We start from the raw sequence: 22165 nt of genomic DNA on the forward strand, positions 1-22165 counted from the left end.
ATGCGCGTCATGCCAGACTGCGGCCGTTATCACACCTACGCTAACGGAGGATCTTCATGACGATTCGTGCAGTCGTTTTTGATTTCGGCGGTGTCCTGTTCGACTGGAACCCGCATCATCTCTACCGCCAGCTGATTGCCGACGACCATGAGCGGCAGCAGTTCCTGGACACGGTCTGCACCCAGGCCTGGAACACCGAGCAGGACGCCGGGCGCAGCCTGGCCGAGGCGACCCGCACGCTGATTACCGAGCATCCGCAGCACGAACCCTTGATCCAGGCGTATTACGACCGCTGGCACGAGATGCTGCGGGGCGCATTGCCGGAGGGTGTGGCGATCCTCGAAGCCTTGCATGAGGCGAAGATGCCGCTGTTCGGCCTCACCAACTGGTCCGCCGAAACCTTTCCCTATGCCCGGGCCAACTACCCGTTCCTGCAGTATTTTCGCGACATCGTGGTGTCCGGCGAAATCAAACTGATCAAGCCCGATCCCGCGATCTACCACGCCAGCCTGGCTCAGGTGCGTGCCCATCTGCCGGATATCCAGCCGGGTGAAGTGGTGTTTATTGACGACGTAGCCGGCAATATCGAGGCGGCCACTGCGCTTGGTTGGCAGGGAATTCACCACGTATCTGCCGCGCAGACCCGTGAGCGCTTGATCGAACTGGGGGTGAGCCTCTAGCGCGCCCACTTCTCCATGACGAAATCCACAAAGGCCCGCAGCTTGGGCAGGCGATAGCGGTCCTGGGCGTAGAGCACGTGCATTGGCCGGCTGGGCAGTTGGTAGTCCGTCAGTAATGCCACCAGTTTCCCGGCCCGCAGGTCGGGCTCGACCAGGGCGTCAGGCAACATCACGATGCCCATGCCTTCCAGGGCAGCCTGGCGCAAGGCCTGCGAACTGTTGATGGTCAATGAGCCGGAAACCGGAATTTCCACTTCGCCCTCTGCACCGCGCATTCGCCACAACTTGTCGGCGTCGCGCCAATCGTCGGTCGCCGGGTAGGCGAACGCCAGGCAGTCATGGTGCTGCAGATCATCGGGGCGTTGAGGTGTGCCACGGCGCGCCAGGTACTCCGCAGAGGCGCAGAGGGTGATGGTGTAATCCTGCATGGGGCGCGCAATCAGGCTTGGAGCGTCCAGGTCGCCCAAGCGGATGGCCACGTCGAAGCCGCTGTCGACCATGTCCATCCGCTGGTTGCTCAGCACCACGTACAGTTTGATCTGTGGATAGCGCTGGGAAAATTCGCTGAGTGCGGGTGCCAGGCGCTCGGTGCCAAAAGCCGGTGGTGCGGTGATCCGCAGCAGGCCCTTGGGCACATCGCTATTGGCTTGTTCCGCCATCTGCTCGGAGTCGGCCACCAGGCCCAGCACCTCCAGGCAACGCTGGTAATAAATCCCGCCAAACTCGGTCAGGCTTTGTTTGCGCGTGGTGCGCTTGAGCAGGCTGACGCCCAGGCGTTGTTCCAGCGCGCGCAGGTGATTGCCGACCATGGTGGTGGACATGCCGCACGCCTGCGCCGCCGCCGTCATGCTGCCGGCTTCCACCACTTTCACGTACACCGTCATCGCCTGGAACAGATCCATTATCAAGCCCTGATTTAAAGTGATCGCAGTGTTGCGCAGTTTATCCAGCTCGGGTGGCTAACGATACTGGCGCCATCACTACGATGCACTGGAGCCTGATGCCATGACCGCCGCCTGCCTGATGACCACTTATCAACCGTTGCCCCTGAGCTTTACCCGTGGCCTTGGCACGCGCCTGTGGGACCAGCAGGGTCGCGAATACCTGGACGCCGTGGCGGGTGTGGCGGTGACCAATGTCGGTCACTCCCACCCGCGCCTGGTAACGGCCATCAGTGAACAGGCCGGCTTGCTGCTGCACACCTCCAACCTCTACAGCATCGACTGGCAGCAGCGGCTGGCCCAACGACTGACCCAACTTTCCGGGCTGGACCAGGCGTTCTTCAACAACTCCGGTGCCGAAGCCAACGAGACGGCACTGAAGCTGGCCCGGTTGCATGGTTGGAAAAAGGGCATCGAACAGCCGCTGGTGGTGGTGATGGAGAATGCCTTTCACGGGCGCACCCTGGGTACCATGTCCGCCAGTGACGGGCCTTCCGTGCGGCTCGGGTTTCAACAATTGCCAGGGGATTTTATCAAGGTCGGCTTCGGAGACTTGAAAGCGCTGGAAGCCGTGACCCAGAAGTTTGGTGCGCGGATTGTCGCGGTGCTACTGGAGCCGATCCAGGGTGAAAGCGGCGTGCAAGTCGCGCCGTCGGGTTATCTGAAAGCCTTGCGCGAGCACTGCACCCGGCAGGGCTGGTTGTTGATGCTTGATGAGATCCAGACGGGGATTGGCCGCACCGGTCGCTGGTTTGCCTTCCAGCATGAAGGCATCGTGCCGGACGTGATGACTTTGGCCAAAGGCCTGGGCAACGGCGTGCCGATTGGCGCGTGCCTGGCCCGGGCCTCCGTTGCCCAGTTGTTCACCCCCGGCAGCCACGGCAGCACCTTTGGCGGCAACCCGCTGGCCTGCCGCGTGGGTTGTACAGTGCTGGAAATTATCGAAGAACAAGGCCTGCTGGACAACGCGGCGCAACAGGGCGAGCGGCTGCTGGCGCGCCTGCGGGTGGAATTGAGTGAGCATCCCCGGGTGCTGGCGATTCGCGGGCAAGGGCTGATGATCGGCATCGAACTGGCAGCGCCTCACCGCGACTTGGCCCAGCGCGCGGCGCAAGAGCACGGCCTGCTGATCAACGTCACGCGGGGCAAGATCATTCGCCTGCTGCCGCCGCTGACCCTCGATGCCAAGGAAGTGGAAATGATCGTGCGCGCACTTTCCCGGCTCCTGGACTAGATCTCCCCGCCCCCCCGTAGCAGCTGTCGAGCCCCAGCGAGGCTGCGTCGGCCCCACCTCGGTCTCGGATCAACCTCGAAGACGGTGGTGCTGCCGACGCAGCCTCGCTAGTGCTCGACAGCTGCTACGGGGCCGTTCAGCCATTCCTGGTTGAGGGTCTCGGTGTCCCCCAGGTAATCCAGCAACCACGCCATGGCCGGCGACAGTTTGTTCTGCGCCCACGCCACGCACGACGGGCTGGCGGGGAAGGGCCGGGACAGTTGCAGGGCGCTCAGTTCGCCGCGGTCGATCCATGGCTGCACCAGGTGCGCCGGCGCCATGCCGACGCACAGGCCGTCCCGCAGGCAATCAATCGCCGAAGCCCAGTGCGGCACCACCAACCGGCGCTGGTTATCCAGGGTCCAGGTGTCGCGCTTGGGCAGGTTGCGTGAGGTGTCGGTCATGCACAGGGAGGCGAAGGGCCGTAACTGGTCATCGCTGAGCAGGCCCTCTATGGACGCCAGCGGATGCCGGCTGCTGACCACGCACAGCCAGTTCAGCAGGCCCATGTCGCGAAACGTGAATTGACTGGCCACCGGCACCGCGCTGGTGGCGCCGATCACGATGTCTGTGCGGTCGTCGGCCAGGGCATCCCACACGCCGTTGTACACCTCGTATTCCATCAGCAATTCCACCTCCGGGAACTGGCGATAGAAATCCAGCACCAGTTGCCGACAGCGCTGCTGTTTGACGATGGAGTCCACCGCGACCTTCAACTGGCCACTCCAGCCATTGGCCACTTGCTGGCACAGTCGACGGGTGCCGAGCATTTTTTTCATGACGCCCCGGGTCTCGTCGACGAACAATTTACCGGCGGGTGTCAGCTCCACGTCCCGATGACGTCGGACAAACAGCGGCACCGCCAGCCATTCTTCGATTTGCCGCACCGTGTAGCTGATGGCCGACGGCACGCGGTGCAGTTCCTGGACGGCGGCGCTGAAGCTGCCGTGGCGGGCCACCGCATCCACCACATCCAGGGAATATTCAGACCACATGGGATTTGCCTTCAAAAATATTGATAAGAGTGTTCAATTATTATCGCTTCACAGGGAAATGCTCAGCTTCATAATAGGCGCCAGTCAGCAAATAGTTTGATGGCAGTTTATACAAGGCTTCAATGAAAAATTCTTTTGGATTCACCTGGTACCTGGCGGGGCTGAGCATGCTCGGCTATCTGGCCATGGATATGTACTTGCCGGCGTTTGGCGCCATGGGCGAGCAACTGCAGATTTCCCCCGGCGCGGTGGGCGCAAGCCTGAGTATTTTCCTCGCCGGCTTTGCCGTAGGGCAGTTGCTGTGGGGGCCGCTGTCCGATCGGCTCGGGCGCAAGCCGGTCCTGCTCACCGGTCTTTCCCTGTTTGTGCTCGGTTGCCTGGGCATGTTCTGGGTCGAGACCGCGCCGCAACTGTTGGCCTTGCGTTTTGTCCAGGCGATTGGCGTGTGTTCCGCCGCTGTCAGTTGGCAGGCGCTGGTGATCGACCGCTACCCGGCGGACAAGGCCCATCGGGTGTTCGCCGGCATCATGCCGCTGATGTCACTGTCGCCGGCCCTCGCGCCATTGCTGGGAGCGCTGATGTTGAATCACTGGGGCTGGCAGGCGATCTTCGGTGTGTTGTTGGTGGTCTCGCTGCTCCTGCTGCTGCCTACGTTGTTTCTCCGGCCGCTGCCGAAACGCCTGACAACCGACGCCGAACCTTCCCGGCTCGGCTATGGGCAACTGCTCAAGTCGCGGGTGTTCACCGGCAATGTGATGATCTTCGCCGCGTGCTCGGCCAGCTTCTTCGCCTGGCTCACCGCCTCGCCGTTCATCCTCGGCGGCATGGGCTACAGCCCCAATGACATCGGCTTGAGCTACGTGCTGCCGACGCTGTCGTTCCTGATTGGTGGCTACAGTTGCCGCAGCGCGTTGCAGCGGTTCCAGGGCAAGACCTTGTTGCCGTGGTTGCTGCTGGCGTACTGCGTCAGCATGGTCGCGTTGTACCTGGTCGCGACCTTGACTGTGCCGACGCTCGCCACCTTGCTGATTCCGTTCTGCCTGATGGCGCTGGTCAATGGCGCCAGCTATCCGATCGTGGTGGCGAATGCGCTGATGCCGTTCGCAGAAAATTCCGGCAAAGCGGCCGCCTTGCAGAACACCTTGCAGTTGGGCCTGTGCTTTCTCGGGAGCCTGATCGTATCGTCGATGATCGACCAGCCGCTGTTGATCACCGCGATCGTGATGCTGGCGACCGCGCCATTGGCCGTGTTGGGCTACTGGCTGGCGCGGCCGAAGGTTGACGATGCGGATGCCGACCTGGTGCGCGCCCGCTAGAACGTCACTTCCATGTTCACCGTCGGCGTTGATGTGCGGCTGCCCCGGCCGCCGTCCACGCCGAACTTGTTATGCCAATACTCGTAACCCACCCCCAGATACAGGTTCGGCTTGACGCTCTTTCCCGGGCGCACCGCCACCATCAGCGCGGTGCGCATCAGGGTTTCCGGCGCCGTATCGCGGCCATGGAAGTCCTCGCCCTTTTCCCCGACGTGATTGATAAACCCCTGAAACTTCGCCCCGTGGTTGCCGATCTCGAAAGGCCGCATCCAGGTCAGGTTGAGCATGTAGGTATCGTCGAAGGTGTGGTCGGGTTCTTTCGCACCGGGGATGCCGGAATGGTTCCTTTCCTTGTAGTACATCAGGCTCAGGTCCAGCACGCCGACGGTGTTGAACTTCAAGGTCGGGCCAATCACCAGTGCGCGTTTTTTCGCCGAGGCCAGGTTATTGTTGCGGTTGGCATCAAAGCCGAAGGTCAGCGCGTAATCCTTGATCACCCCGGTGCCGAGCGGTACATCGAATACCCGTGAGGCATACAGTTGATGCCGGTACACGGCATACACTTCGCTGCCGCCGTGGTCGGTGCCCTTGCGTGGGTCGCGGCTGTCGGACAGGAACACATCGAGGTTCAGGTAGTTGCTGCCGTACTGGTAGCCGCTGGCGTGGGTGAAGCTGTAGATGCGCTTGCTGAATTCATCCGGGTTGTTCGGATTGGTGAACTGTTGCCCGTAGCGAAATCCTACGCTGTTGTTCATCCATTCCAGCGCGACAGCCTCCCCGCCGCCGAACAGGGTGAGTAATACGGTTGCGCCGTGCAGTGCCTTTTTCATTGTTTTAATTCCTTTGGCGTTTTGGCTCATGGCGACCGCGCAAGGGTCGCCGCGCGCAGTATCGGCACATCCGTTGTGGGTTCCAAAGAACAGAATCTCGCCTGGGCCGATGCCGAAACGGCAGCACTGAAGCTGGCCTGAGAATCAGGAAATACGTGGCGCCGAGGGCGTTTCCTGATGTTCGCGCAAGTTGATTTCTTCACTGAGCAGATGGGCCATGGTTTGCACCGCCATCGGCAAGTCCCGGTCTTTGCGGGCGTATAAGCCGAGGTCGCTGAAGATCCCGCCCTGGTCGCTGAGTGGGATGTGCAAGAGTTCGCCGCGGGCCAAATCAGCCTCCACGCCGATGCGCGTCTGGAACGCGATGCCCAGTTGCTGGCGCGCCAGTTGCCGGGCCAGTTCCATGGAGTTGCTTTGCAGCAGCGGCTTGTTCGCCGCCGCCGCACGCTTGTGCAGCGGCGCGATCAGGTGATGAACCGAGAGTTCGCTCTTGGCCTGGATCACCCCGTGCTCGCAACAACGTGCATAACTCACGCTGGCCTCGCCAGCCAATGGATGCCCCGGCGCCATCAGCGCACCCAGGCGGAAATGGCCGACACACACCTGGATGGTTTCGCTGCTGCGCGGTAAGGCAAAGGCCAGCCCCAGGTCAGCCTGGCCGTTGACCACCGCGCCGGGAATCGACTGCGAACCTTGCACCGTGACGCCAACGGTCACTTTCGGGTAGCGCTCACGCATGCGCTTGAGGGCGGCGGGCAGCAGTTCCACGGTGGCGCCTTCCACCGTGGCGATTTCCACATGGCCGGTCTGCACGCCGTTCAAGCCATCCAGTTCGCCGCGCACGCGCTCCACATCCTGCAACAGAACACTCACGTGACGGGTCAGGATCTCGCCGGCCGCCGTCAGGCGCAGCCCGCCGGGGAGGCGCTCGAACAGCGCCGCGCCCACTTCGTCTTCCAGCTTGAGGATCTGCCGGTTCACCGCCGAAGACGCCACATTCAGGCGGCGTGCGGCTTCGCGGATCGAATGGCAACGGCGAACCATGTCGAAGTAGTAAATCGCCGGGGCGTGAATGCGCAGCTTGCGGTTGAGCATTTTTTTCAAGTCCTTGTGCGCAGTGCTTCGAGCCACGGGGCAGGGCGGCTGAATGGATTTTTGTAACACCGTTGACGGTCTCTTTGTGAAACTGATTGTATACAACTCTATGGACATCCAATCTTTCTATTGCATACAGTGAGTGCACAACAAAAACAGAGAACCCCTCACCATGACTATCCCGAAGGCGTCACCACAGCGGCCAGAAGACGAGAATCTCGGCGTCGCGGCCAACATGGCTTACGGCCTGCAGCATGTGCTCACCATGTACGGCGGCATCGTGGCCGTACCGTTGATCGTCGGCCAGGCGGCCGGGTTGTCCCCGGCCGATATCGGCCTGCTGATCGCCGCCTCGCTGTTTGCCGGCGGCTTGGCCACGCTCCTGCAAACCCTGGGTTTGCCGTTCTTCGGCTGCCAGTTGCCGCTGGTGCAAGGCGTGTCCTTTGCCGGGGTGGCGACCATGGTGGCGATCGTCGGCAGCGACGGTGCGGGCGGCATCCCGGCGATACTCGGGGCGGTGATGGCCGCGTCCTTGATCGGCTTGCTGATCACCCCGGTGTTCTCGCGAATAACCAAATTCTTCCCGCCGCTGGTCACCGGGATTGTGATCACCACCATCGGCCTGACCCTGATGCCCGTCGCCGCCCGCTGGGCCATGGGCGGCAACAGCCGCGCGGCGGATTTCGGCAGCATGCCGAACATCGGCCTGGCGGCGCTGACCCTGGTGCTGGTGTTGCTGCTGAGCAAGATCGGCAGCGCGACCATCTCGCGGCTGTCGATCCTGCTGGCGATGGTGATCGGTACGGTGATTGCGGTGTTCCTCGGCATGGCTGACTTTTCCAGCGTGACCCAGGGCCCGATGTTCGGCTTTCCCACGCCATTCCATTTCGGCATGCCAACCTTCCATCTGGCGGCGATCATTTCCATGTGCATCGTGGTCATGGTGACCCTGGTGGAAACCTCGGCGGACATTCTCGCGGTGGGTGAAATCATCGACACCAAGGTCGACTCCAAGCGCCTCGGCAATGGCCTGCGCGCGGATATGCTGTCGAGCATGTTTGCGCCGATCTTCGGCTCGTTCACCCAGAGCGCGTTCGCTCAGAACGTCGGGCTCGTGGCGGTGACCGGGGTCAAGAGTCGTTATGTGGTCGCCACCGGCGGGATATTCCTGGTGATCCTCGGCCTGCTGCCATTTATGGGCCGGGTGATTGCGGCGGTACCGACTTCAGTGCTGGGCGGGGCCGGGATCGTGCTGTTCGGCACCGTGGCTGCCAGTGGTATTCGGACCTTGTCCAAGGTGGATTACCGCAACAACATGAACCTGATCATCGTCGCCACTTCCATCGGTTTTGGCATGATCCCGATTGCGGCACCGAGCTTCTACGATCACTTCCCGAGCTGGTTCGCGACCATTTTCCATTCGGGGATCAGCTCGTCGGCGATCATGGCGATCCTGTTGAACCTGGCGTTCAACCACTTCACCACCGGCAACTCGGATCAGCAGTCGGTGTTTGTTGCGGGGACTGAGCGCAGCCTGTGCTTCCAGGATGTGGCGGCGTTGCGGGACGGGGATTACTTCAGCGGCGGCAAGTTGTTTGATGCTGAGGGCAAGGAGATTCCGTTGCTGGCAGACGTGCCGAAGAAAGCGGTGGTGCAGGGCAGGGCGCAGACCAGCGAGGTCTGAAGAAGCAGACGATCTTTGCGTAGCAGCTGTCGAGCCTTGGCGAGGCTGCGTTGGCGGTGTATCTGACACACCGCTACGCAGCCTCGCCAAGGCTCGACAGCTGCTACGGTTGGTTAGCCAGTTTTGAGTGCTTTGTGGGGAACAGAGCAGGCCTGATCCAAAAACTGCACCACTGTGCCCATGCACGCCTGTCGTTCTTCAACATGGGGCATATGGCTGGAGTCTTCGAACAGTGCCCAGCGCACGTCGGCAATCTCATCCAGGAACGGCTTGACCACCAGCGGCGTGGCCTCGTCATGCCGGCCGGAAATCACCAGGGTCGGCACATTGACCTTCGACAGCCGGCCGATCACGTTCCAGTCTTTCAAGCTGCCAATTACATGGAATTCCGTCGGCCCGCTCATGGCGTGGTACACCGTCGGGTCCGAATCCACCTGGGCGAAGGTGCGGGCGACTTCTTCGGGCCATGGATTGACCCGGCACACGTGCTGGTCATAGAAAATCCGCGAAGCCGCCAGGTACTCAGGGTCTTGATAGGTGCCGGCCTGTTCGTGCTTGAGCAGGGTTTCGTGTACGCCTTCAGGCAGTAACTTGCGCAGGCGGTTGGCCTCGGCGACCCAGGTCCGCATGCAGGTTGGCGAGTTGGCCGGGATAAACGCGCGCAGGCCCTTGGGTTGCAGGATGGCGTGTTCGCTGCCGAGCATGCCGCCCCAGGATTGCCCCAGGATCGCGTAGTTGTTGCTGATCTGCAGGTGGTCCAGCAGGTTGTCCAGTTCTTCCAGGAACAAGCTGACGGTCCAGAAGGAAGGGTCTTTGTCGGGCAGATGCGTGGAGCGCCCGTTGCCCAGTTGGTCGTAGTGAATGACCGCGTGGCCACTGGCAGCCACGTCCTTGTAGGCGTCGACATAATCATGGGTGCAGCCCGGGCCGCCATGGAGGATAACCAGTGGCGTGAGGCCGCTGTCCAGGTCGCCGGTGACCCGATACCAGGTCTGGTAGTCGCGAAAAGCCGCATAGCCCTCGCGGATGGTGTCGATGAATTCCATTTCGTGCCCTGCCCTGAGAAAAAGTGATCAGGCACACGATAGTCGGCACAGAAAGTTTAAGTAACTAGCAAAACAGCTAGGTTTTGCCTTCGGATCAGTCTTCCAGCAAGCGGTAATGGGTGGCGCGCACGACCGCTTGTACCCGGTTCTTGGCCCCCAGCTTATGCATGGCCGACGCCAGGTGCAGGGTGACAACGGCCAGGGAGCGGCTCAATTGCGTGGCGATTTCGGCGGCGGTCAGGCCGTCGGCGGCCCATTTCAGGCATTCGCGCTCGCGTTTGGTCAGGCGGATGTGCGGGTACGAGCGCAGTTCCTTGCTGAACAGCGGGTAGGCCGCTTCCTGCAAGGCATGGGTAATCAGGTTGAAATCCGACAGGGTCTGGCGAGCATCCTCCAGCACCGTGCTGGCCTTGCCGGTGCGCAGGCCGGTCAGGGAGGCGAAGCCGCCACGGGGCAAATGGATCGGCACGCTGACGCCGCAGGTCATCTGCCGGTCGTGCAGGTAGCTGGAAACGGGGGCGTGGCAGGGGTCGATGATCTTTTGCAGCGCGGTGTCGGCCTTGGCCTCGTAGGACCAGACAAACGGTGAAACCGTCGACAGCGCGAGGTGTTGCACCGGATCGATCTGATAAAAACCGGAGCTGCACCACAAGCTGTACCAGTCGGGTGGCGTATTGCGCAGTTGCAGCACAGAAGGGGTGATCAGTGCACCATTATGGTCAATGGGCACGGGGGTGTAGTCGTAGACCAGCGCATCAAAACCCAGGTCCTGGGCCAATACGAGGGTGTTGTCCATCTGCTCATCCAGGCTCCTGCCGGGGATGAGACGGTCATTAAAGGCAGTTAACCTGGCCAGCATCCGTTCTGCTCCCGAATTCGTTTGAATCTCGTCTTGCTGCAAGTAGAATGCCACGCCCCGGCGAAGGACTGCCAGACCAAACCTATAAGAATTACCAGGTTATGGACGCGCGGCATCCTCGGTAGTGTTGGCCTTTAAACGGCCATTATCCCCAGGGCCGACACACAACAAGGAATGTATGCATGTGGCGTGAAATTGCCCCCGACCAGCAGTACAACGTGCAAGTCGATGGCCACAACCTCGTGGCCTACAGCTTTGGCGAAGGCGATGAAGTGCTGCTGTGCCTCAATGGCGGCCCGGGGCTGCCTTGCGACTACTTGCGCGACGCCCATGGCTGGCTCAAGGACAACGGCCTGCGAGTGGTTGCATTCGACCAGCTTGGCACCGGCGCATCAGCCAGACCGACCGATGTTTCGCTGTGGGAAATCAGCCGTTATGTCGAAGAAGTCGAGACGGTGCGCCAGGCCTTGGGCCTGGGGCGCGTGCACCTGCTGGGACATTCCTGGGGCGGATGGCTGGGCATCGAATACGCCATTCACTACCCCGACGCGCTGAAAAGCCTGATCCTGGAAAACACCGTCGGCGACATTCCGCACCTGTCCCTGGAACTGGAGCGCCTGCGCGGCGCCCTTGGCAGCGAGACCGTGGCGATGATGCAACGCCACGAAGCCATGGGCACCCTCGACCATCCGCAGTACCAGGCCGCCATCACCTTGCTCAACTACCGCCACGTCTGCCGCCTGGACGAGTGGCCGGCACCGGTCCAGCGCTCCCTCGGCGACTGGAACATGGGCCCCTACGAAACCATGCAGGGCCCCAACGAATTCCTCTACATCGGCAACCTCAAGGACTGGAACCGCATCCCCGAGATGGCCGAGTTCAAGATGCCGATACTGATCACCACCGGCCAGCACGACGAGCTGACCCCGGCCTGCGCCATGCGCATGAAAAGCGCGGCCAGGCACGCTGAATTGCACGTGTTCCCCAACAGCAGCCATATGCCGTTTTACGAAGAGCCCCAGGCTTACTTCCCGGTGCTGCTGGACTTCCTTGCTCGTCACCGAGGCTGACGGATGAACCTGGCGCGCTACCGTTTTGTGCTGTCCCGGCCGCTGCAATTGCTGCCGGTGCTGTTTGGCATCAGCCTGATCACCTTTGTATTGGTGCGCTCGATTCCCGGCGACCCGGCGCGGGCGCTGCTGGGTTCGCGCAGCACCCCGGACGCCTTGCTGAAGATCCGCGCCCAGTACGGCCTCGACCAGCCGCTGTGGCTGCAATATTTCTACTTCCTGAAAAACCTGCTCAAGGGCGACCTCGGCCAGTCCCTGCTGTACAAGGTCGACGCGCTGAAACTGATCGTCACCCGTATCGAGCCGACCCTGTTCCTGGTACTCGGCAGCGTGCTGCTGGCGCTGTTGATCGCCGTGCCGATGGCCACCGTGGCCGCACGTAATAAAGGCGGCTGGGCGGATAACCTGATCCGGCTGTTCACCACGGTCGGCCTGGGCATGCCGGCGTTCTGGCTGGGCCTGATGCTGATCCTGTTGCTCAGCGTGCAATGGGGCCTGTTCCCGGTCTCCGGGTATGGGCGTACCTGGCTGGACAAGGCGCACCACATGATTCTGCCGTGCCTGACCATCGCCCTGGCGCTGTCGGCGGTGCTGGTGCGCAATCTGCGGGCGAGCATGCTGATGGAGTTGCAGGCCGATCACGTGACTGCCGCCCGGGCGCGCGGTTTGTCGGAGGCGGCGGTGTTTCGTCGCCATGTGCTGCCCAACTCCCTGGTGCCGGCGGTCAACCTGCTGGCGGTGAACATTGGCTGGCTGATCAGCGGCACGGTGGTGATCGAAAGCCTGTTCGCGATTCCCGGTATCGGCCAGTTGCTGGTGCGCGGGATTTTCACCCGCGACTACATGGTGGTGCAGGGCGTGGCGATGGTGCTGGCCTGTGCCACCGTGCTGGTCAACTTTGTTGCCGATGTGGTGACGGTCGCGCTGGACCCACGAGTGAAGATGCAATGAGCGGCCGCCCATTGATTGCCCCGTGGCGCTTGCGCCTGCGCTTTGGTTTTCGCAATGGCCGGCTGACGGCGGCCTGGGGACTGTTGATTCTGCTGACATGGCTGGCGCTGGCGCTGTTCGCCCCGTGGGTCGCACCGTTCGATCCAATTGCGCAAAACACCGACATCAGTTTGCTGGGCCCCAGCCTCGCCCATCCATTTGGCACGGACAACTACGGTAGAGACATTCTTTCGAGGGTGATCTGGGGCGCGCGCATCGACCTGCAACTGGCGGTGGTCGGCGTGATCTTTCCGTTCCTGATCGGCACCTTTGTGGGTGCGGTGTCCGGTTATATCGGCGGGCGTTTCGACAGCTTCTGCATGCGGGTGATCGACGTCATCCTCGCCTTTCCGTTCCTGGTGCTGATGCTGGCGATCATGGCCATTCTCGGCCCGGGCTTGAAAAGCTTCTATATCGCCATGGCGCTGGTGGGCTGGGTGTCCTACGCGCGGCTGATCCGCTCACAGATCCTGGTGCTCAAGGAGAGCGACTTCGCCCTGGCCGCCAAAAGCCTGGGCTTTGGCCATGGGCGCATTCTGTTTCGGCATTTGTTGCCTAACGCGATGTTCGGCTCGATTGTGTTCTCGATGTCTGACGCGGTGCTGGTGCTGCTCAACGGTGCAGCCGTCAGCTACCTGGGCCTGGGCGTACAGCCGCCGACCGCCGAGTGGGGCACCATGGTTGCCGAAGGCCAGGCGTTTATCACCACTGCCTGGTGGATTTGTACCTTTCCGGGCCTGGCCATCGTGACCCTGGCCATGGGATTCAGCCTGTTGGCCGATGGCGTGGCGCAAGTGCTGGGGGATCGCTCATGAGTCTTCTGCAAGTGCAGGACCTGAGTGTGATCGCCAACAACACCGGGCGCGATGTGACCCTGGTGGACCGGGTGTCCTTCGACCTGGCCGAAGGTGAAATCCTCGGTCTGGTGGGCGAAAGCGGTTCGGGCAAGACCATGGCCTGTCGCGGGCTGATGCGTTTGCTGCCGTCCCCGAGCCTGCGGGTGCAGGGCGGTTCGGTACGCCTGGCGGGCAAGGACCTTCTGGCACTGGATGACGCGGGTATGCGTGCGGTTCGTGGAGGGCAATTGGGGATGATTTTCCAGAACCCCAGCAGCCACCTCGACCCGCTGATGCGCATTGGCGAGCAGATCGCCGAGGGCATCCGCCTGCACCAGGGCGCGTCGAAAAAAGACGCGCGCTTGCAGGCTATCGAGGTGCTGCGCCAGGTTGGTATTCCCGATCCCCAGGCGCGAATCGACAACTATCCTCACGAGTTTTCCGGCGGCATGCGCCAGCGGGCGATGATCGCCGTGGCCTTGGGCTGCAACCCAAAGGTGCTGATCGCCGATGAGCCGACCACCGCCCTCGACGTGACCGTGCAGGCCCAGATTCTGCGACTGCTGCTGGACCTGCGGGACCAGCGCGGCCTGTCGATCATCATGATCACCCACGACCTGGGCGTGGTGGCGCAAACCTGTGACTCCATCGCCGTGATGTACGCCGGGCGCCTGTGCGAGCACGGCAGCAAATACGAGCTGCTGGCGCACCCGCAACACCCGTACACCGCCGGCCTGATCGAATGCCAGCCCGCCACCAGCAGCGGCCACGCCTTGTTGCGCACCATCGCCGGGCAGCCGCCGCTGCTCGATGCCTTGCCCAAGGGCTGTCGGTTCCACCCGCGTTGCCCGCAAGTCGGCACCTTGTGCACCGAGCTGTTGCCGGAAGGTGTGCGGGTTGCATGCCACTATCCCCTGGGAGTTCGCCCATGACGTTATTACAGGTGAATGACCTTGAAGTGCGTTTTGCCGCCGCCGGCAGTGGCCTGTTTGGCCTGAATAAACAGTGGGTGAGGGCGGTCAATGGGGTGTCGTTGACCCTGGCGGCCGGCGAAACACTCGGTTTGGTGGGCGAGTCCGGCAGCGGTAAAAGCACCCTCGGACGAGCGATCCTGCACCTCAACCCCATCAGCGCCGGGCAGGTGGTGTTCGACGGTATCGACATGGCCCACGCCGGGCCTGTCGACATCGCGCGTTTGCGGCACGAGACGGCGATGATCTTCCAGGATCCCTACGCGGCCCTGAACCCGCGTCTTACCGTCGGCGAAACCATCGCCGAAGTCCTGCGGGTGCAGCGCAAGGTGGCGTCAGAAAACATTCCACGCCGGGTCGACGAATTACTCGACCTCGTAGGCCTGCGCCCCGAACTCGCCAGCCGCAAGCCCGGCTCTCTCAGCGGCGGCCAGTGCCAGCGCGTCGGCATCGCCCGGGCGCTGGCAGTGGAGCCACGGCTGATCATCGCCGACGAATGCGTGGCCGCCCTGGATGTGTCGATTCAGGGCCAGATCATCAACCTGCTGCTGGAACTGCAACAGCGCATGAACCTGGCGATCCTGTTTATCGCCCACGACCTGGCCATCGTCCGCCGCCTGTGCGACCGGGTGGCAGTGATGTACCTGGGGAAAATCGTTGAGGAAGGTCCGGTGGAGGCGGTGTTCACCACGCCGCGCCATCCCTACACCGCAGCGTTGATCCAGGCGATCCCGGAGATTGATCCGTACCGCCCGTTGCCCAGCGAACCGTTGCCGGGCGAGCCGCCGAGCCCGCTGAAGCTGCCTGATGGTTGCGCCTTTCACCCGCGTTGCCGACATGCACGAGCCGTGTGTGCCGAGGTATTGCCGCCGACTCACGTTGTGCAAACGCATCGGTACAGTTGCGTGCTTGAAGAACCTTTGCTTTGAACCCTTCCTGCCGATCATGAACAACAGCCGTTATAGACAAGGAGTTATGACATGCAATCCCGTCACTTGAAGTTGCTCGCCGCCGCCACACTCACCGCGTGGTCGCTGACCGCCGGTATCGCCCACGCGGCCGGCGTGCTCACCATCGGTTGCCGCGAAGACAGCACCACGTTTGACCCGATCAAAAGCGCGCAGAACCGCGACACCTGGGTATTCGCCAACGTCTACGACACCCTGGTGCGCGTGGACAACCTGGGCACCAAGATGGAACCAGGGCTGGCCGAAAGCTGGGACATTTCCAAGGACGGCCTGACGTACACCTTCAAACTGCGGGCCGCGAAGTTCTCGGATGGCTCGCCGATCACTGCTGACGACGCCGCCTTCAGCCTGTTGCGCATTCGCGACAACAAGGCCTCGCTGTGGAGCGACCCGTTCAGCCTGATCAACACCGCCAAGGCTGCTGATCCGCAGACGCTGGTCGTGACCTTGAAAACCCCGGCGGTCGCCTTCCTCTCGCAACTGGCTTCGCCGACGGTGTCGATCCTGTCGGAAAAAGCCATGACCAAGATGGGCGAAGACGCCTACTCGGAAAACCCGGTGACCTCCGGCGCGTTTACCGTGGACGAGTGGCGCAAGGGCGATCGGGTGATCCTGAAGAAGAATCCGAACTTCTGGCAGGCCAGTAATGTGAGCCTGGATGGCGTGGAGTGGGTGTCGGTCACCGACGACAACACGCGCATGCGCATGGTGCAGAACAACGAACTGGACACGGCGATCTTCGTCCCGTTTTCCCGGGTTGAAGAGCTGAAAAAAGACAAGAACGTGGTGGTCCACTCCGACCCGTCGACCCGTGAAGATCACCTGTTGATCAACCATGCCCACGGCCTGCTGGCCAAGCCGGAAGTGCGTCAGGCGCTGGACATGGCCATCGATAAACAATCGTTGGTGAAAACTGCCACTTTCGGCCAAGGCACCGTGGCCTATTCCTACATCCCCAAAGGCTCGCTGTACCACTACGCCAACAACCTGCAACGCCCGTATGACCCGACCGAAGCCAAGAATCTGCTGGCTGCGGCCGGTGCCCAGGACTTGAAGCTCAACTATGTGGTCAATGCCGGCAACGAAGCCGACGAGCAGATTGCGGTGATGATCAAGGATCAGTTGGCCAAGGTCGGCGTGACGGCCAACCTGCAAAAGGTCGACCCGACCCAAAGCTGGCAGATGCTGGTGGACGGCGAATACGATATTTCGGTGATGTACTGGACCAACGACATCCTCGACCCGGACCAGAAGACCACCTTCGTGCTGGGCCACGACACCAACCAGAACTACATGACTCGCTACAAGAACGACAAGGTCAAGGACCTGGTGGCGGCCGCGCGGATCGAGGCGGATCCGGTCAAGCGTGAGCAGATGTATGTCGACCTGCAGAAAATGGCGAAACAGGATGTGAACTGGATCGACCTGTACTACAGCCCGTACATCAACATCTCACGCAAGAACGTGAGCAACTTCCTGCAAAACCCGCTGGGGCGCTTCACCCTTGAGGAAGTGGTGAAGAACTAAGTTCTAGAGAACACCGCAATACAAATGTGGGAGCGGGCTTGCTCGCGAAGGCGGAGTGTCAGTCAACAGAGATATTGACTGATCCACCGCCTTCGCGAGCAAGCCCGCTCCCACATTAGGTTCTGCTGTGTTCCCGATAGTTACTGCGCGTCAAACGCCTGCCCATTGATGCCCGTACTGTCCGGCCCCATCAGGTACAGGTACACCGGCATGATTTCTTCCGGTGTCGGGTTATCGGTCGGGTTCTCCCCTGGATACGCCTGGGCCCGCATGCTGGTGCGGGTGGCGCCCGGGTTGATGCTGTTGGCACGCACCGGTGCGACGTTGTCCAGCTCGTCCGCCAGGGTTTGCATCAGGCCTTCGGTGGCAAACTTCGACACCCCGTACGCCCCCCAATAAGCCCGGCCCTTGCGGCCCACGCTGCTGGAAGTGAACACCACCGACGCATCCTGGGACAGCTTGAGCAGCGGTAATAGCGTGCTGGTCAGCATGAACATCGCGTTGACGTTCACGTGCATCACCCGCATGAAATTCTCACCGGACAACTGCTCGATGGGTGTGCGCGGGCCGATGATCGAGGCGTTGTGCAGCAGGCCGTCGAGGTGGCCGAATTCCTTTTCGATCATCGCTGCCAGCTCATCGTATTGATGGGGCAGGGCGGTCTCCAGGTTGAACGGGATCACCACCGGCTGTGGCTGGCCAGCGGCTTCGATTTCGTCATACACCTGGGCCAGGTTGGCTTCGGTCTTGCCCAGCAACAGCACGGTGGCACCGTGGGCGGCATAGGTCTTTGCCGCTGCGGCACCGATTCCGCGACCGGCGCCGGTGACCAGGATGACCCGGCCCTTGAGCAGTTCTGGACGTGCGGAGTAATCAAACATAAACAACCTCGACAAAGTTCACAGAAAATCCATGTGATTGATTGCGGCTAAGGCTGGCTAAGGCTTCTGTGGCGAGGGCGCTTGCTCCCGTTCGACTGCGCAGCAGTCGCGAAAAGCGGGGCTGCTTCGCAACCCAACGGGAGCAAGCTCCCTCGCCACAACGTTGCATCAACCTCAGGCAGTCCCGATCAGCAGCTGCACAGCGCGCTGTCCAGCACTTTGCGCAATTCCAGCGGGTGATCCACCACCACGTCGGCACCCCAGTTGCGTGGGTTGTCGTCCGGGTGGATATAGCCGTAGGTGACCGCCGCGGTGCGGGTGCCGGCGTCGCGGCCCGATTCGATGTCCCGCAGGTCATCACCTACAAACAGCACGCTGGCCGGGTCCAGGTCGAGCATCTTGCACGCCAGGATCAACGGCTCCGGGTCCGGCTTGCTGTTCTTCACGTGGTCCGGGCAGATCAGCAGCGCCGAGCGTTCCGCCAGGCCCAGTTGCTGCATGATCGGTTCGGCAAAGCGCAGTGGCTTGTTGGTGACCACGCCCCAGATCAGCTTGGATTTCTCGATATCCACCAGCAGCTCTTCCATGCCCTCGAACAGCTTGCTGTGAATCGCGCAGCCCTTGAGGTAACGCTCCAGGAATTCCTGGCGCAGCTCTTCAAAGCCTGGGGACTCGGGGTCCATGGAAAAGGTCACGGCAACCATCGCCCGCGCGCCGCCGGAGATTTCATCGCGGATGTGCTGGTCGTTCATCGGTGCCAGGCCGCGGTCAGCCCGCATGGCCTGGCAGATGGCGATAAAGTCCGGCGCGGTGTCCAGCAGGGTACCGTCCATGTCGAAAAGAACCGCTCGCAACTTCACAGGCTTACTCCTCGCGCAGGGTCTGGATCATGTAGTTGACGTCAACGTCGCTGGCCAGCTTGTAGTGCTTGGTCAGCGGGTTGTAGGTCAGGCCGATGATGTCCTTGACGGTCAGCCCGGCCTGGCGGCTCCAGGCACCCAGCTCGGAAGGGCGGATGAATTTCTTGAAGTCATGGGTGCCGCGAGGCAGCAGCTTCATGATGTATTCGGCACCGATAATCGCGAACAGGTAAGCCTTCGGATTGCGGTTGATGGTGGAAAAGAACACCTGGCCACCGGGCTTGACCATGCGGAAGCAGGCGCGGATCACCGAGGATGGGTCCGGCACGTGCTCGAGCATTTCCAGGCAGGTGACCACGTCGAACTGCCCGGGCATCTCTTCGGCCAGCTCTTCGGCGGTGATTTGGCGGTATTCAACGCTCACGCCGGATTCCAGCTGATGCAACTGGGCCACGGCCAATGGCGCTTCGCCCATGTCGATACCCATCACGGTGGCGCCGCGCTGGGCCATGGATTCGCTGAGAATCCCGCCGCCGCAACCCACATCCAGCACCTTCTTGCCGGCCAGGTTGACGCGTTCGTCAATCCAGTTGACCCGCAGCGGGTTGATGTCGTGCAGAGGTTTGAACTCGCTTTCGCGGTCCCACCAGCGATGGGCGAGGGCTTCGAATTTGGCGATTTCAGCGTGGTCGACGTTGCTCATGGGGAATCCTCTAAATCTGATAAAACGTTTTGCTGGCCCTGGCATGTGCTGCCAGGGCCGGCGTTATTCGCTGTGTCCGCTGATGCGCTGGCCCCAGGCGATGGCCGTGGCGCACACCTGTTGTTCATCCAGGCGGGTCAGTTGCCGGTCGTCGAGCAATTGCTTGCCGCCGACCCAAAGGTGTTTCACACAATCGCGTCCGGTGGCATATATAAGCTGTGAGACCGGATCGTAGATCGGTTGTTGCGCCAGGCCCGACAGGTCGAAGGCCACGATATCCGCAGCCTTGCCGACTTCCAGCGAGCCGATTTCACTTTCCAGGCCCATGGCCCGGGCGCCGTTGAGGGTGGCCATGCGCAGGGCGCGGTGGGCATCCAGGGCGGTGGCCGAGCCGGCGACGGCCTTGGCCAGCAACGCGGCGGTGCGGGTTTCGCCCAGCAGGTCGAGGTCATTGTTACTGGCGGCACCGTCGGTGCCTACTGCCACATGACGCCGGCTTGCCACAGGCGTTCCACCGGGCAGAAGCCGCTGGCCAGTTTCAGGTTGGATTCCGGGCAGTGGATCACGCTGGTGTTACTTTCTACCAGTAAAGCCAGGTCGTCATCGCTGATTTGGGTCATGTGAACGGCCTGGAAGCGCGGCCCCAGCAAGCCCAGGCGGCCCAGTCGTGCCAGCGGGCGTTCACCGCGCTGTTCAACGGACTGCTGCACTTCGAAGGCGGTTTCATGCACGTGCATGTGGATCGAGGCGTCCAGCTCCTCGGCGATCATGCGGATTTTTTCCAGGTTTTCATCGCTGACGGTGTACGGCGCGTGGGGGCCGAAGGTGATTTTGATCCGTGGGTGATGCTTGAGGTCGCCGAACAGCTCGACGCCCTGGCGAATCGCCTCGTCGGCGTCAGCGGCACCGGGAATCGGGAAATCCAGGATCGGGATGGCGATTTGCGCACGGATGCCCGCGTTGTGCACGCGTTCGCTGGCGACTTTCGGGAAGAAGTACATGTCCGAGAAACACGTGATGCCACCTTTTATCTGCTCGGCGATCGCCAGGTCGGTGCCGTCGCGCACGAAGGCTTCGTCGACCCACTTGGCCTCGGCGGGCCAGATGTGGTTTTCCAGCCAGGTCATCAGCGGCAGGTCGTCGGCCAGGCCGCGAAACAGCGTCATGGCCGCGTGGCCGTGGGCGTTGATCAGGCCGGGGCTGAGCAGCATGCCCGGCAGTTCGCGCACTTCAGTCGCGGCGAGCTTCAGGGCCGCGGCGCGTGGGCCGATAAACGCAATGCGTCCGTCACGAATGCCCAGGCCGTGCTCCTTGAGCACTACGCCGGCAGGCTCGACAGGTACCAGCCAGGTGGGCAGCAGCAATAAGTCGAGCGGGGCGGCAGTCGGTGTCATCGAGGGCAGTTTCCCAGGCATCTATAAAGAACGGCGAAGTATACCCGAGCGTCCTGGCTGGCGGATCGCTATAATCGGCGGCTTTTGTTCATGAGTGCGGGGTGAGGGATGCGCGATCGACTGTTGGCTGCGGAGAAAGTGAAGGCCATCGACTGGCGTGATGGCGCACTGTACCTGCTCGATCAGCGTATTTTGCCGTCTGCAGAAACCTGGGTCGCCTGCACCAGCGCTGCCGAGGTGGCCGAGGCCATTCGCACGATGGTGGTGCGCGGTGCGCCGGCCATTGGCATCAGTGCGGCGTATGGCCTGGTGCTGGCCGCCCGTGCTCACGTCGCCGAGGGCGATGACTGGCAGGCCGCCTGGGAAGAGGACTACGCGCTGCTGGCGGATTCCCGTCCGACGGCATCGAATCTTTTCTGGGCGATGAAGCGCATGCGCGACTGCCTCGATCGCCTCAAGAAACACGCCGACCCGCTGGCGGTACTGGAGGCCGAGGCGGTGGCCATTCACCAAAGTGATCGCGAAGCCAACCTGACCATGGCGCAGCTGGGTGTTGAGTTGATCCGCAAGCACCAGGGTAACGTCCAGGCGATCCTGACCCATGGCAACGCAGGGGCGCTGGCCACGGGCGGCGTAGGTACGGCCCTCGGCGTGATTCGCGGGGCGTTTCTGGAAGGCATGGTGGAGCGGGTCTACGCCAACGAAACCCGGCCCTGGCTGCAAGGCTCGCGGCTGACGGCCTGGGAGTTGGCCAATGAGGGCATCCCCGTCACCGTGAATGCCGATTCGGCGGGTGCGCATATTCTCAAGACCAAGGGCGTGACCTGGGTGATCGTCGGTGCCGACTGCATTGCGGCCAATGGCGATGTGGTCAGCAAGATCGGCACCTATCAGCTGGCGGTGTGCGCCATGCACCATGGCGTGCGCTTCATGGTGGTGGCAGCCAGTTCCACCATCGACCTGATGGCGGCCAGTGGTGATGACGTGCCGCTTGAAGAACGCGACGCCCGGGAGCTGCTGGAAGTCGGCGGCACCCGCTTCGCTGCCGATGTAGACGCCTTCAATCCGGTGTTTGATGTAACGCCGGCGGACCTGATTGATGTGATCGTCACGGAAAAAGGCATCGTCGAACGCCCGGACACGGCGAAGATGGCGCAATTGATGTGTCGTAAACGCCTGCATTAAGGCAATTCGCCCCCAAAAACATCCTGGATTCAGTTCTAAGCCCCTCTCGTCGCCGTCAAGC

20 protein-coding genes and 1 pseudogene are annotated in these 22165 nt (G+C 62.0%); 11 read left to right on the top strand and 10 right to left on the bottom strand.

Annotated elements, in window-relative coordinates:
• The first annotated feature begins 56 nt into the window (after positions 1–56).
• The gene (locus ACUN0G_RS07695) at positions 57–680 is read left to right on the top strand and encodes an HAD family hydrolase (RefSeq protein ID WP_445573040.1); all 624 of its coding nucleotides are present in this window, start codon (positions 57–59) and stop codon (positions 678–680) included.
• Here the strand turns inward: ACUN0G_RS07695 and ACUN0G_RS07700 are convergent.
• Entirely contained in the window at positions 677–1582 is a 906-nt protein-coding gene (locus tag ACUN0G_RS07700) for a LysR family transcriptional regulator (protein WP_421551550.1), read from the bottom strand. The two genes, ACUN0G_RS07695 and ACUN0G_RS07700, sit on opposite strands and share 4 nt — an antisense overlap.
• A gap of 103 nt (positions 1583–1685) precedes the next feature.
• Here ACUN0G_RS07700 and ACUN0G_RS07705 point away from each other — a divergent pair, with 103 nt between their 5' ends.
• A complete protein-coding gene (locus ACUN0G_RS07705) occupies positions 1686–2855 on the top strand; it encodes an aspartate aminotransferase family protein (RefSeq protein ID WP_445573041.1) in 1170 nt (389 codons plus the stop codon).
• A 107-nt stretch (positions 2856–2962) separates the two neighbouring features.
• Here ACUN0G_RS07705 and punR read toward each other — a convergent pair whose 3' ends face one another.
• A complete protein-coding gene (gene punR, locus ACUN0G_RS07710) occupies positions 2963–3889 on the bottom strand; it encodes a DNA-binding transcriptional activator PunR (RefSeq protein ID WP_445573042.1) in 927 nt (308 codons plus the stop codon).
• Positions 3890–4011: 122 nt separating this feature from the next.
• On the opposite strand from punR, the gene punC reads away from it, so the two are divergent.
• A complete protein-coding gene (gene punC / locus ACUN0G_RS07715; RefSeq protein WP_445573043.1) occupies positions 4012–5205 on the top strand; it encodes a purine nucleoside transporter PunC in 1194 nt (397 codons plus the stop codon).
• Here punC and ACUN0G_RS07720 read toward each other — a convergent pair.
• Together ACUN0G_RS07720 and ACUN0G_RS07725 are read right to left on the bottom strand one after the other, a co-directional pair.
• Positions 5202–6035, bottom strand: coding sequence for a hypothetical protein (locus tag ACUN0G_RS07720; RefSeq protein WP_023659076.1), 834 nt, complete (start codon positions 6033–6035; stop codon positions 5202–5204). The genes punC and ACUN0G_RS07720 overlap by 4 nt on opposite strands.
• Positions 6036–6179: 144 nt before the next feature.
• Positions 6180–7130, bottom strand: coding sequence for a LysR family transcriptional regulator (locus ACUN0G_RS07725; RefSeq protein WP_445573044.1), 951 nt, complete (start codon positions 7128–7130; stop codon positions 6180–6182).
• Positions 7131–7302: 172 nt separating this feature from the next.
• On the opposite strand from ACUN0G_RS07725, the gene ACUN0G_RS07730 reads away from it, so the two are divergent.
• A complete protein-coding gene (locus ACUN0G_RS07730) occupies positions 7303–8814 on the top strand; it encodes a nucleobase:cation symporter-2 family protein (protein ID WP_167662596.1) in 1512 nt (503 codons plus the stop codon).
• A gap of 113 nt (positions 8815–8927) precedes the next feature.
• Here ACUN0G_RS07730 and ACUN0G_RS07735 read toward each other — a convergent pair whose 3' ends face one another.
• Positions 8928–9860 (bottom strand): proline iminopeptidase-family hydrolase, encoded by a 933-nt coding sequence (locus ACUN0G_RS07735; RefSeq protein ID WP_445573045.1) that lies wholly within the window; start codon positions 9858–9860, stop codon positions 8928–8930.
• A 94-nt stretch (positions 9861–9954) separates the two neighbouring features.
• Positions 9955–10719 carry a LuxR family transcriptional regulator gene (locus ACUN0G_RS07740; RefSeq protein ID WP_063032184.1) on the bottom strand — a complete coding sequence of 255 codons (765 nt, stop codon included), beginning with the start codon at positions 10717–10719 and terminating at the stop codon, positions 9955–9957.
• Positions 10720–10901: 182 nt separating this feature from the next.
• Here ACUN0G_RS07740 and ACUN0G_RS07745 point away from each other — a divergent pair, with 182 nt between their 5' ends.
• The 6 genes from ACUN0G_RS07745 to ACUN0G_RS07770 are packed head-to-tail and all read left to right on the top strand — an operon-like array spanning position 10902 to position 17081.
• A complete protein-coding gene (locus ACUN0G_RS07745; protein WP_017477306.1) occupies positions 10902–11789 on the top strand; it encodes a proline iminopeptidase-family hydrolase in 888 nt (295 codons plus the stop codon).
• 3 nt (positions 11790–11792) lie between these two features.
• Positions 11793–12740 carry an ABC transporter permease gene (locus ACUN0G_RS07750; RefSeq protein WP_445573046.1) on the top strand — a complete coding sequence of 316 codons (948 nt, stop codon included), beginning with the start codon at positions 11793–11795 and terminating at the stop codon, positions 12738–12740.
• Complete coding sequence (locus ACUN0G_RS07755) at positions 12737–13594, top strand: ABC transporter permease (RefSeq protein ID WP_445573047.1); 858 nt, start codon at positions 12737–12739, stop codon at positions 13592–13594. Before ACUN0G_RS07750 ends, ACUN0G_RS07755 begins: the two co-directional genes overlap by 4 nt.
• A complete protein-coding gene (locus ACUN0G_RS07760; RefSeq protein WP_445573048.1) occupies positions 13591–14547 on the top strand; it encodes an ABC transporter ATP-binding protein in 957 nt (318 codons plus the stop codon). Before ACUN0G_RS07755 ends, ACUN0G_RS07760 begins: the two co-directional genes overlap by 4 nt.
• Positions 14544–15515: an ABC transporter ATP-binding protein gene (locus ACUN0G_RS07765; RefSeq protein ID WP_445573049.1), complete on the top strand. Its 972-nt coding sequence runs from the start codon at positions 14544–14546 to the stop codon at positions 15513–15515. The genes ACUN0G_RS07760 and ACUN0G_RS07765 overlap by 4 nt, the downstream gene beginning before the upstream one ends.
• 51 nt (positions 15516–15566) lie before the next feature.
• Positions 15567–17081: an ABC transporter substrate-binding protein gene (locus ACUN0G_RS07770; protein WP_445573050.1), complete on the top strand. Its 1515-nt coding sequence runs from the start codon at positions 15567–15569 to the stop codon at positions 17079–17081.
• A 140-nt stretch (positions 17082–17221) separates the two neighbouring features.
• On the opposite strand, the gene ACUN0G_RS07775 is transcribed toward ACUN0G_RS07770, so the two are convergent.
• The 4 genes and pseudogenes from ACUN0G_RS07775 to ACUN0G_RS07790 all read right to left on the bottom strand — a co-directional run bounded on the left by ACUN0G_RS07775 (position 17222) and on the right by ACUN0G_RS07790 (position 20919).
• Positions 17222–17962, bottom strand: coding sequence for a YciK family oxidoreductase (locus ACUN0G_RS07775; protein ID WP_003218829.1), 741 nt, complete (start codon positions 17960–17962; stop codon positions 17222–17224).
• A gap of 188 nt (positions 17963–18150) precedes the next feature.
• Complete coding sequence (gene mupP / locus ACUN0G_RS07780) at positions 18151–18822, bottom strand: N-acetylmuramic acid 6-phosphate phosphatase MupP (protein ID WP_063032175.1); 672 nt, start codon at positions 18820–18822, stop codon at positions 18151–18153.
• A gap of 4 nt (positions 18823–18826) precedes the next feature.
• Positions 18827–19525, bottom strand: coding sequence for a bifunctional 2-polyprenyl-6-hydroxyphenol methylase/3-demethylubiquinol 3-O-methyltransferase UbiG (gene ubiG, locus ACUN0G_RS07785; RefSeq protein WP_017477312.1), 699 nt, complete (start codon positions 19523–19525; stop codon positions 18827–18829).
• 63 nt (positions 19526–19588) lie between these two features.
• Positions 19589–20919 (bottom strand): annotated as a pseudogene (locus ACUN0G_RS07790) (TRZ/ATZ family hydrolase).
• 108 nt (positions 20920–21027) lie between these two features.
• On the opposite strand from ACUN0G_RS07790, the gene mtnA reads away from it, so the two are divergent.
• Entirely contained in the window at positions 21028–22104 is a 1077-nt protein-coding gene (gene mtnA / locus ACUN0G_RS07795; protein WP_258344476.1) for an S-methyl-5-thioribose-1-phosphate isomerase, read from the top strand.
• Positions 22105–22165 lie beyond the last annotated feature (61 nt).

The organism is Pseudomonas sp. 32A, assembly GCF_052682255.1.

Coding starts and splice junctions, on each gene's coding strand:
- ACUN0G_RS07695 (WP_445573040.1), top strand. CDS start 57: ATGACGATTCGTGCAGTCGTTTTTGATTTCGGCGGTGTCCTGTTCGAC.
- ACUN0G_RS07700 (WP_421551550.1), bottom strand. CDS start 1,582: ATGGATCTGTTCCAGGCGATGACGGTGTACGTGAAAGTGGTGGAAGCC.
- ACUN0G_RS07705 (WP_445573041.1), top strand. CDS start 1,686: ATGACCGCCGCCTGCCTGATGACCACTTATCAACCGTTGCCCCTGAGC.
- punR (WP_445573042.1), bottom strand. CDS start 3,889: ATGTGGTCTGAATATTCCCTGGATGTGGTGGATGCGGTGGCCCGCCAC.
- punC (WP_445573043.1), top strand. CDS start 4,012: ATGAAAAATTCTTTTGGATTCACCTGGTACCTGGCGGGGCTGAGCATG.
- ACUN0G_RS07720 (WP_023659076.1), bottom strand. CDS start 6,035: ATGAAAAAGGCACTGCACGGCGCAACCGTATTACTCACCCTGTTCGGC.
- ACUN0G_RS07725 (WP_445573044.1), bottom strand. CDS start 7,130: ATGCTCAACCGCAAGCTGCGCATTCACGCCCCGGCGATTTACTACTTC.
- ACUN0G_RS07730 (WP_167662596.1), top strand. CDS start 7,303: ATGACTATCCCGAAGGCGTCACCACAGCGGCCAGAAGACGAGAATCTC.
- ACUN0G_RS07735 (WP_445573045.1), bottom strand. CDS start 9,860: ATGGAATTCATCGACACCATCCGCGAGGGCTATGCGGCTTTTCGCGAC.
- ACUN0G_RS07740 (WP_063032184.1), bottom strand. CDS start 10,719: ATGCTGGCCAGGTTAACTGCCTTTAATGACCGTCTCATCCCCGGCAGG.
- ACUN0G_RS07745 (WP_017477306.1), top strand. CDS start 10,902: ATGTGGCGTGAAATTGCCCCCGACCAGCAGTACAACGTGCAAGTCGAT.
- ACUN0G_RS07750 (WP_445573046.1), top strand. CDS start 11,793: ATGAACCTGGCGCGCTACCGTTTTGTGCTGTCCCGGCCGCTGCAATTG.
- ACUN0G_RS07755 (WP_445573047.1), top strand. CDS start 12,737: ATGAGCGGCCGCCCATTGATTGCCCCGTGGCGCTTGCGCCTGCGCTTT.
- ACUN0G_RS07760 (WP_445573048.1), top strand. CDS start 13,591: ATGAGTCTTCTGCAAGTGCAGGACCTGAGTGTGATCGCCAACAACACC.
- ACUN0G_RS07765 (WP_445573049.1), top strand. CDS start 14,544: ATGACGTTATTACAGGTGAATGACCTTGAAGTGCGTTTTGCCGCCGCC.
- ACUN0G_RS07770 (WP_445573050.1), top strand. CDS start 15,567: ATGCAATCCCGTCACTTGAAGTTGCTCGCCGCCGCCACACTCACCGCG.
- ACUN0G_RS07775 (WP_003218829.1), bottom strand. CDS start 17,962: ATGTTTGATTACTCCGCACGTCCAGAACTGCTCAAGGGCCGGGTCATC.
- ubiG (WP_017477312.1), bottom strand. CDS start 19,525: ATGAGCAACGTCGACCACGCTGAAATCGCCAAATTCGAAGCCCTCGCC.
- mtnA (WP_258344476.1), top strand. CDS start 21,028: ATGCGCGATCGACTGTTGGCTGCGGAGAAAGTGAAGGCCATCGACTGG.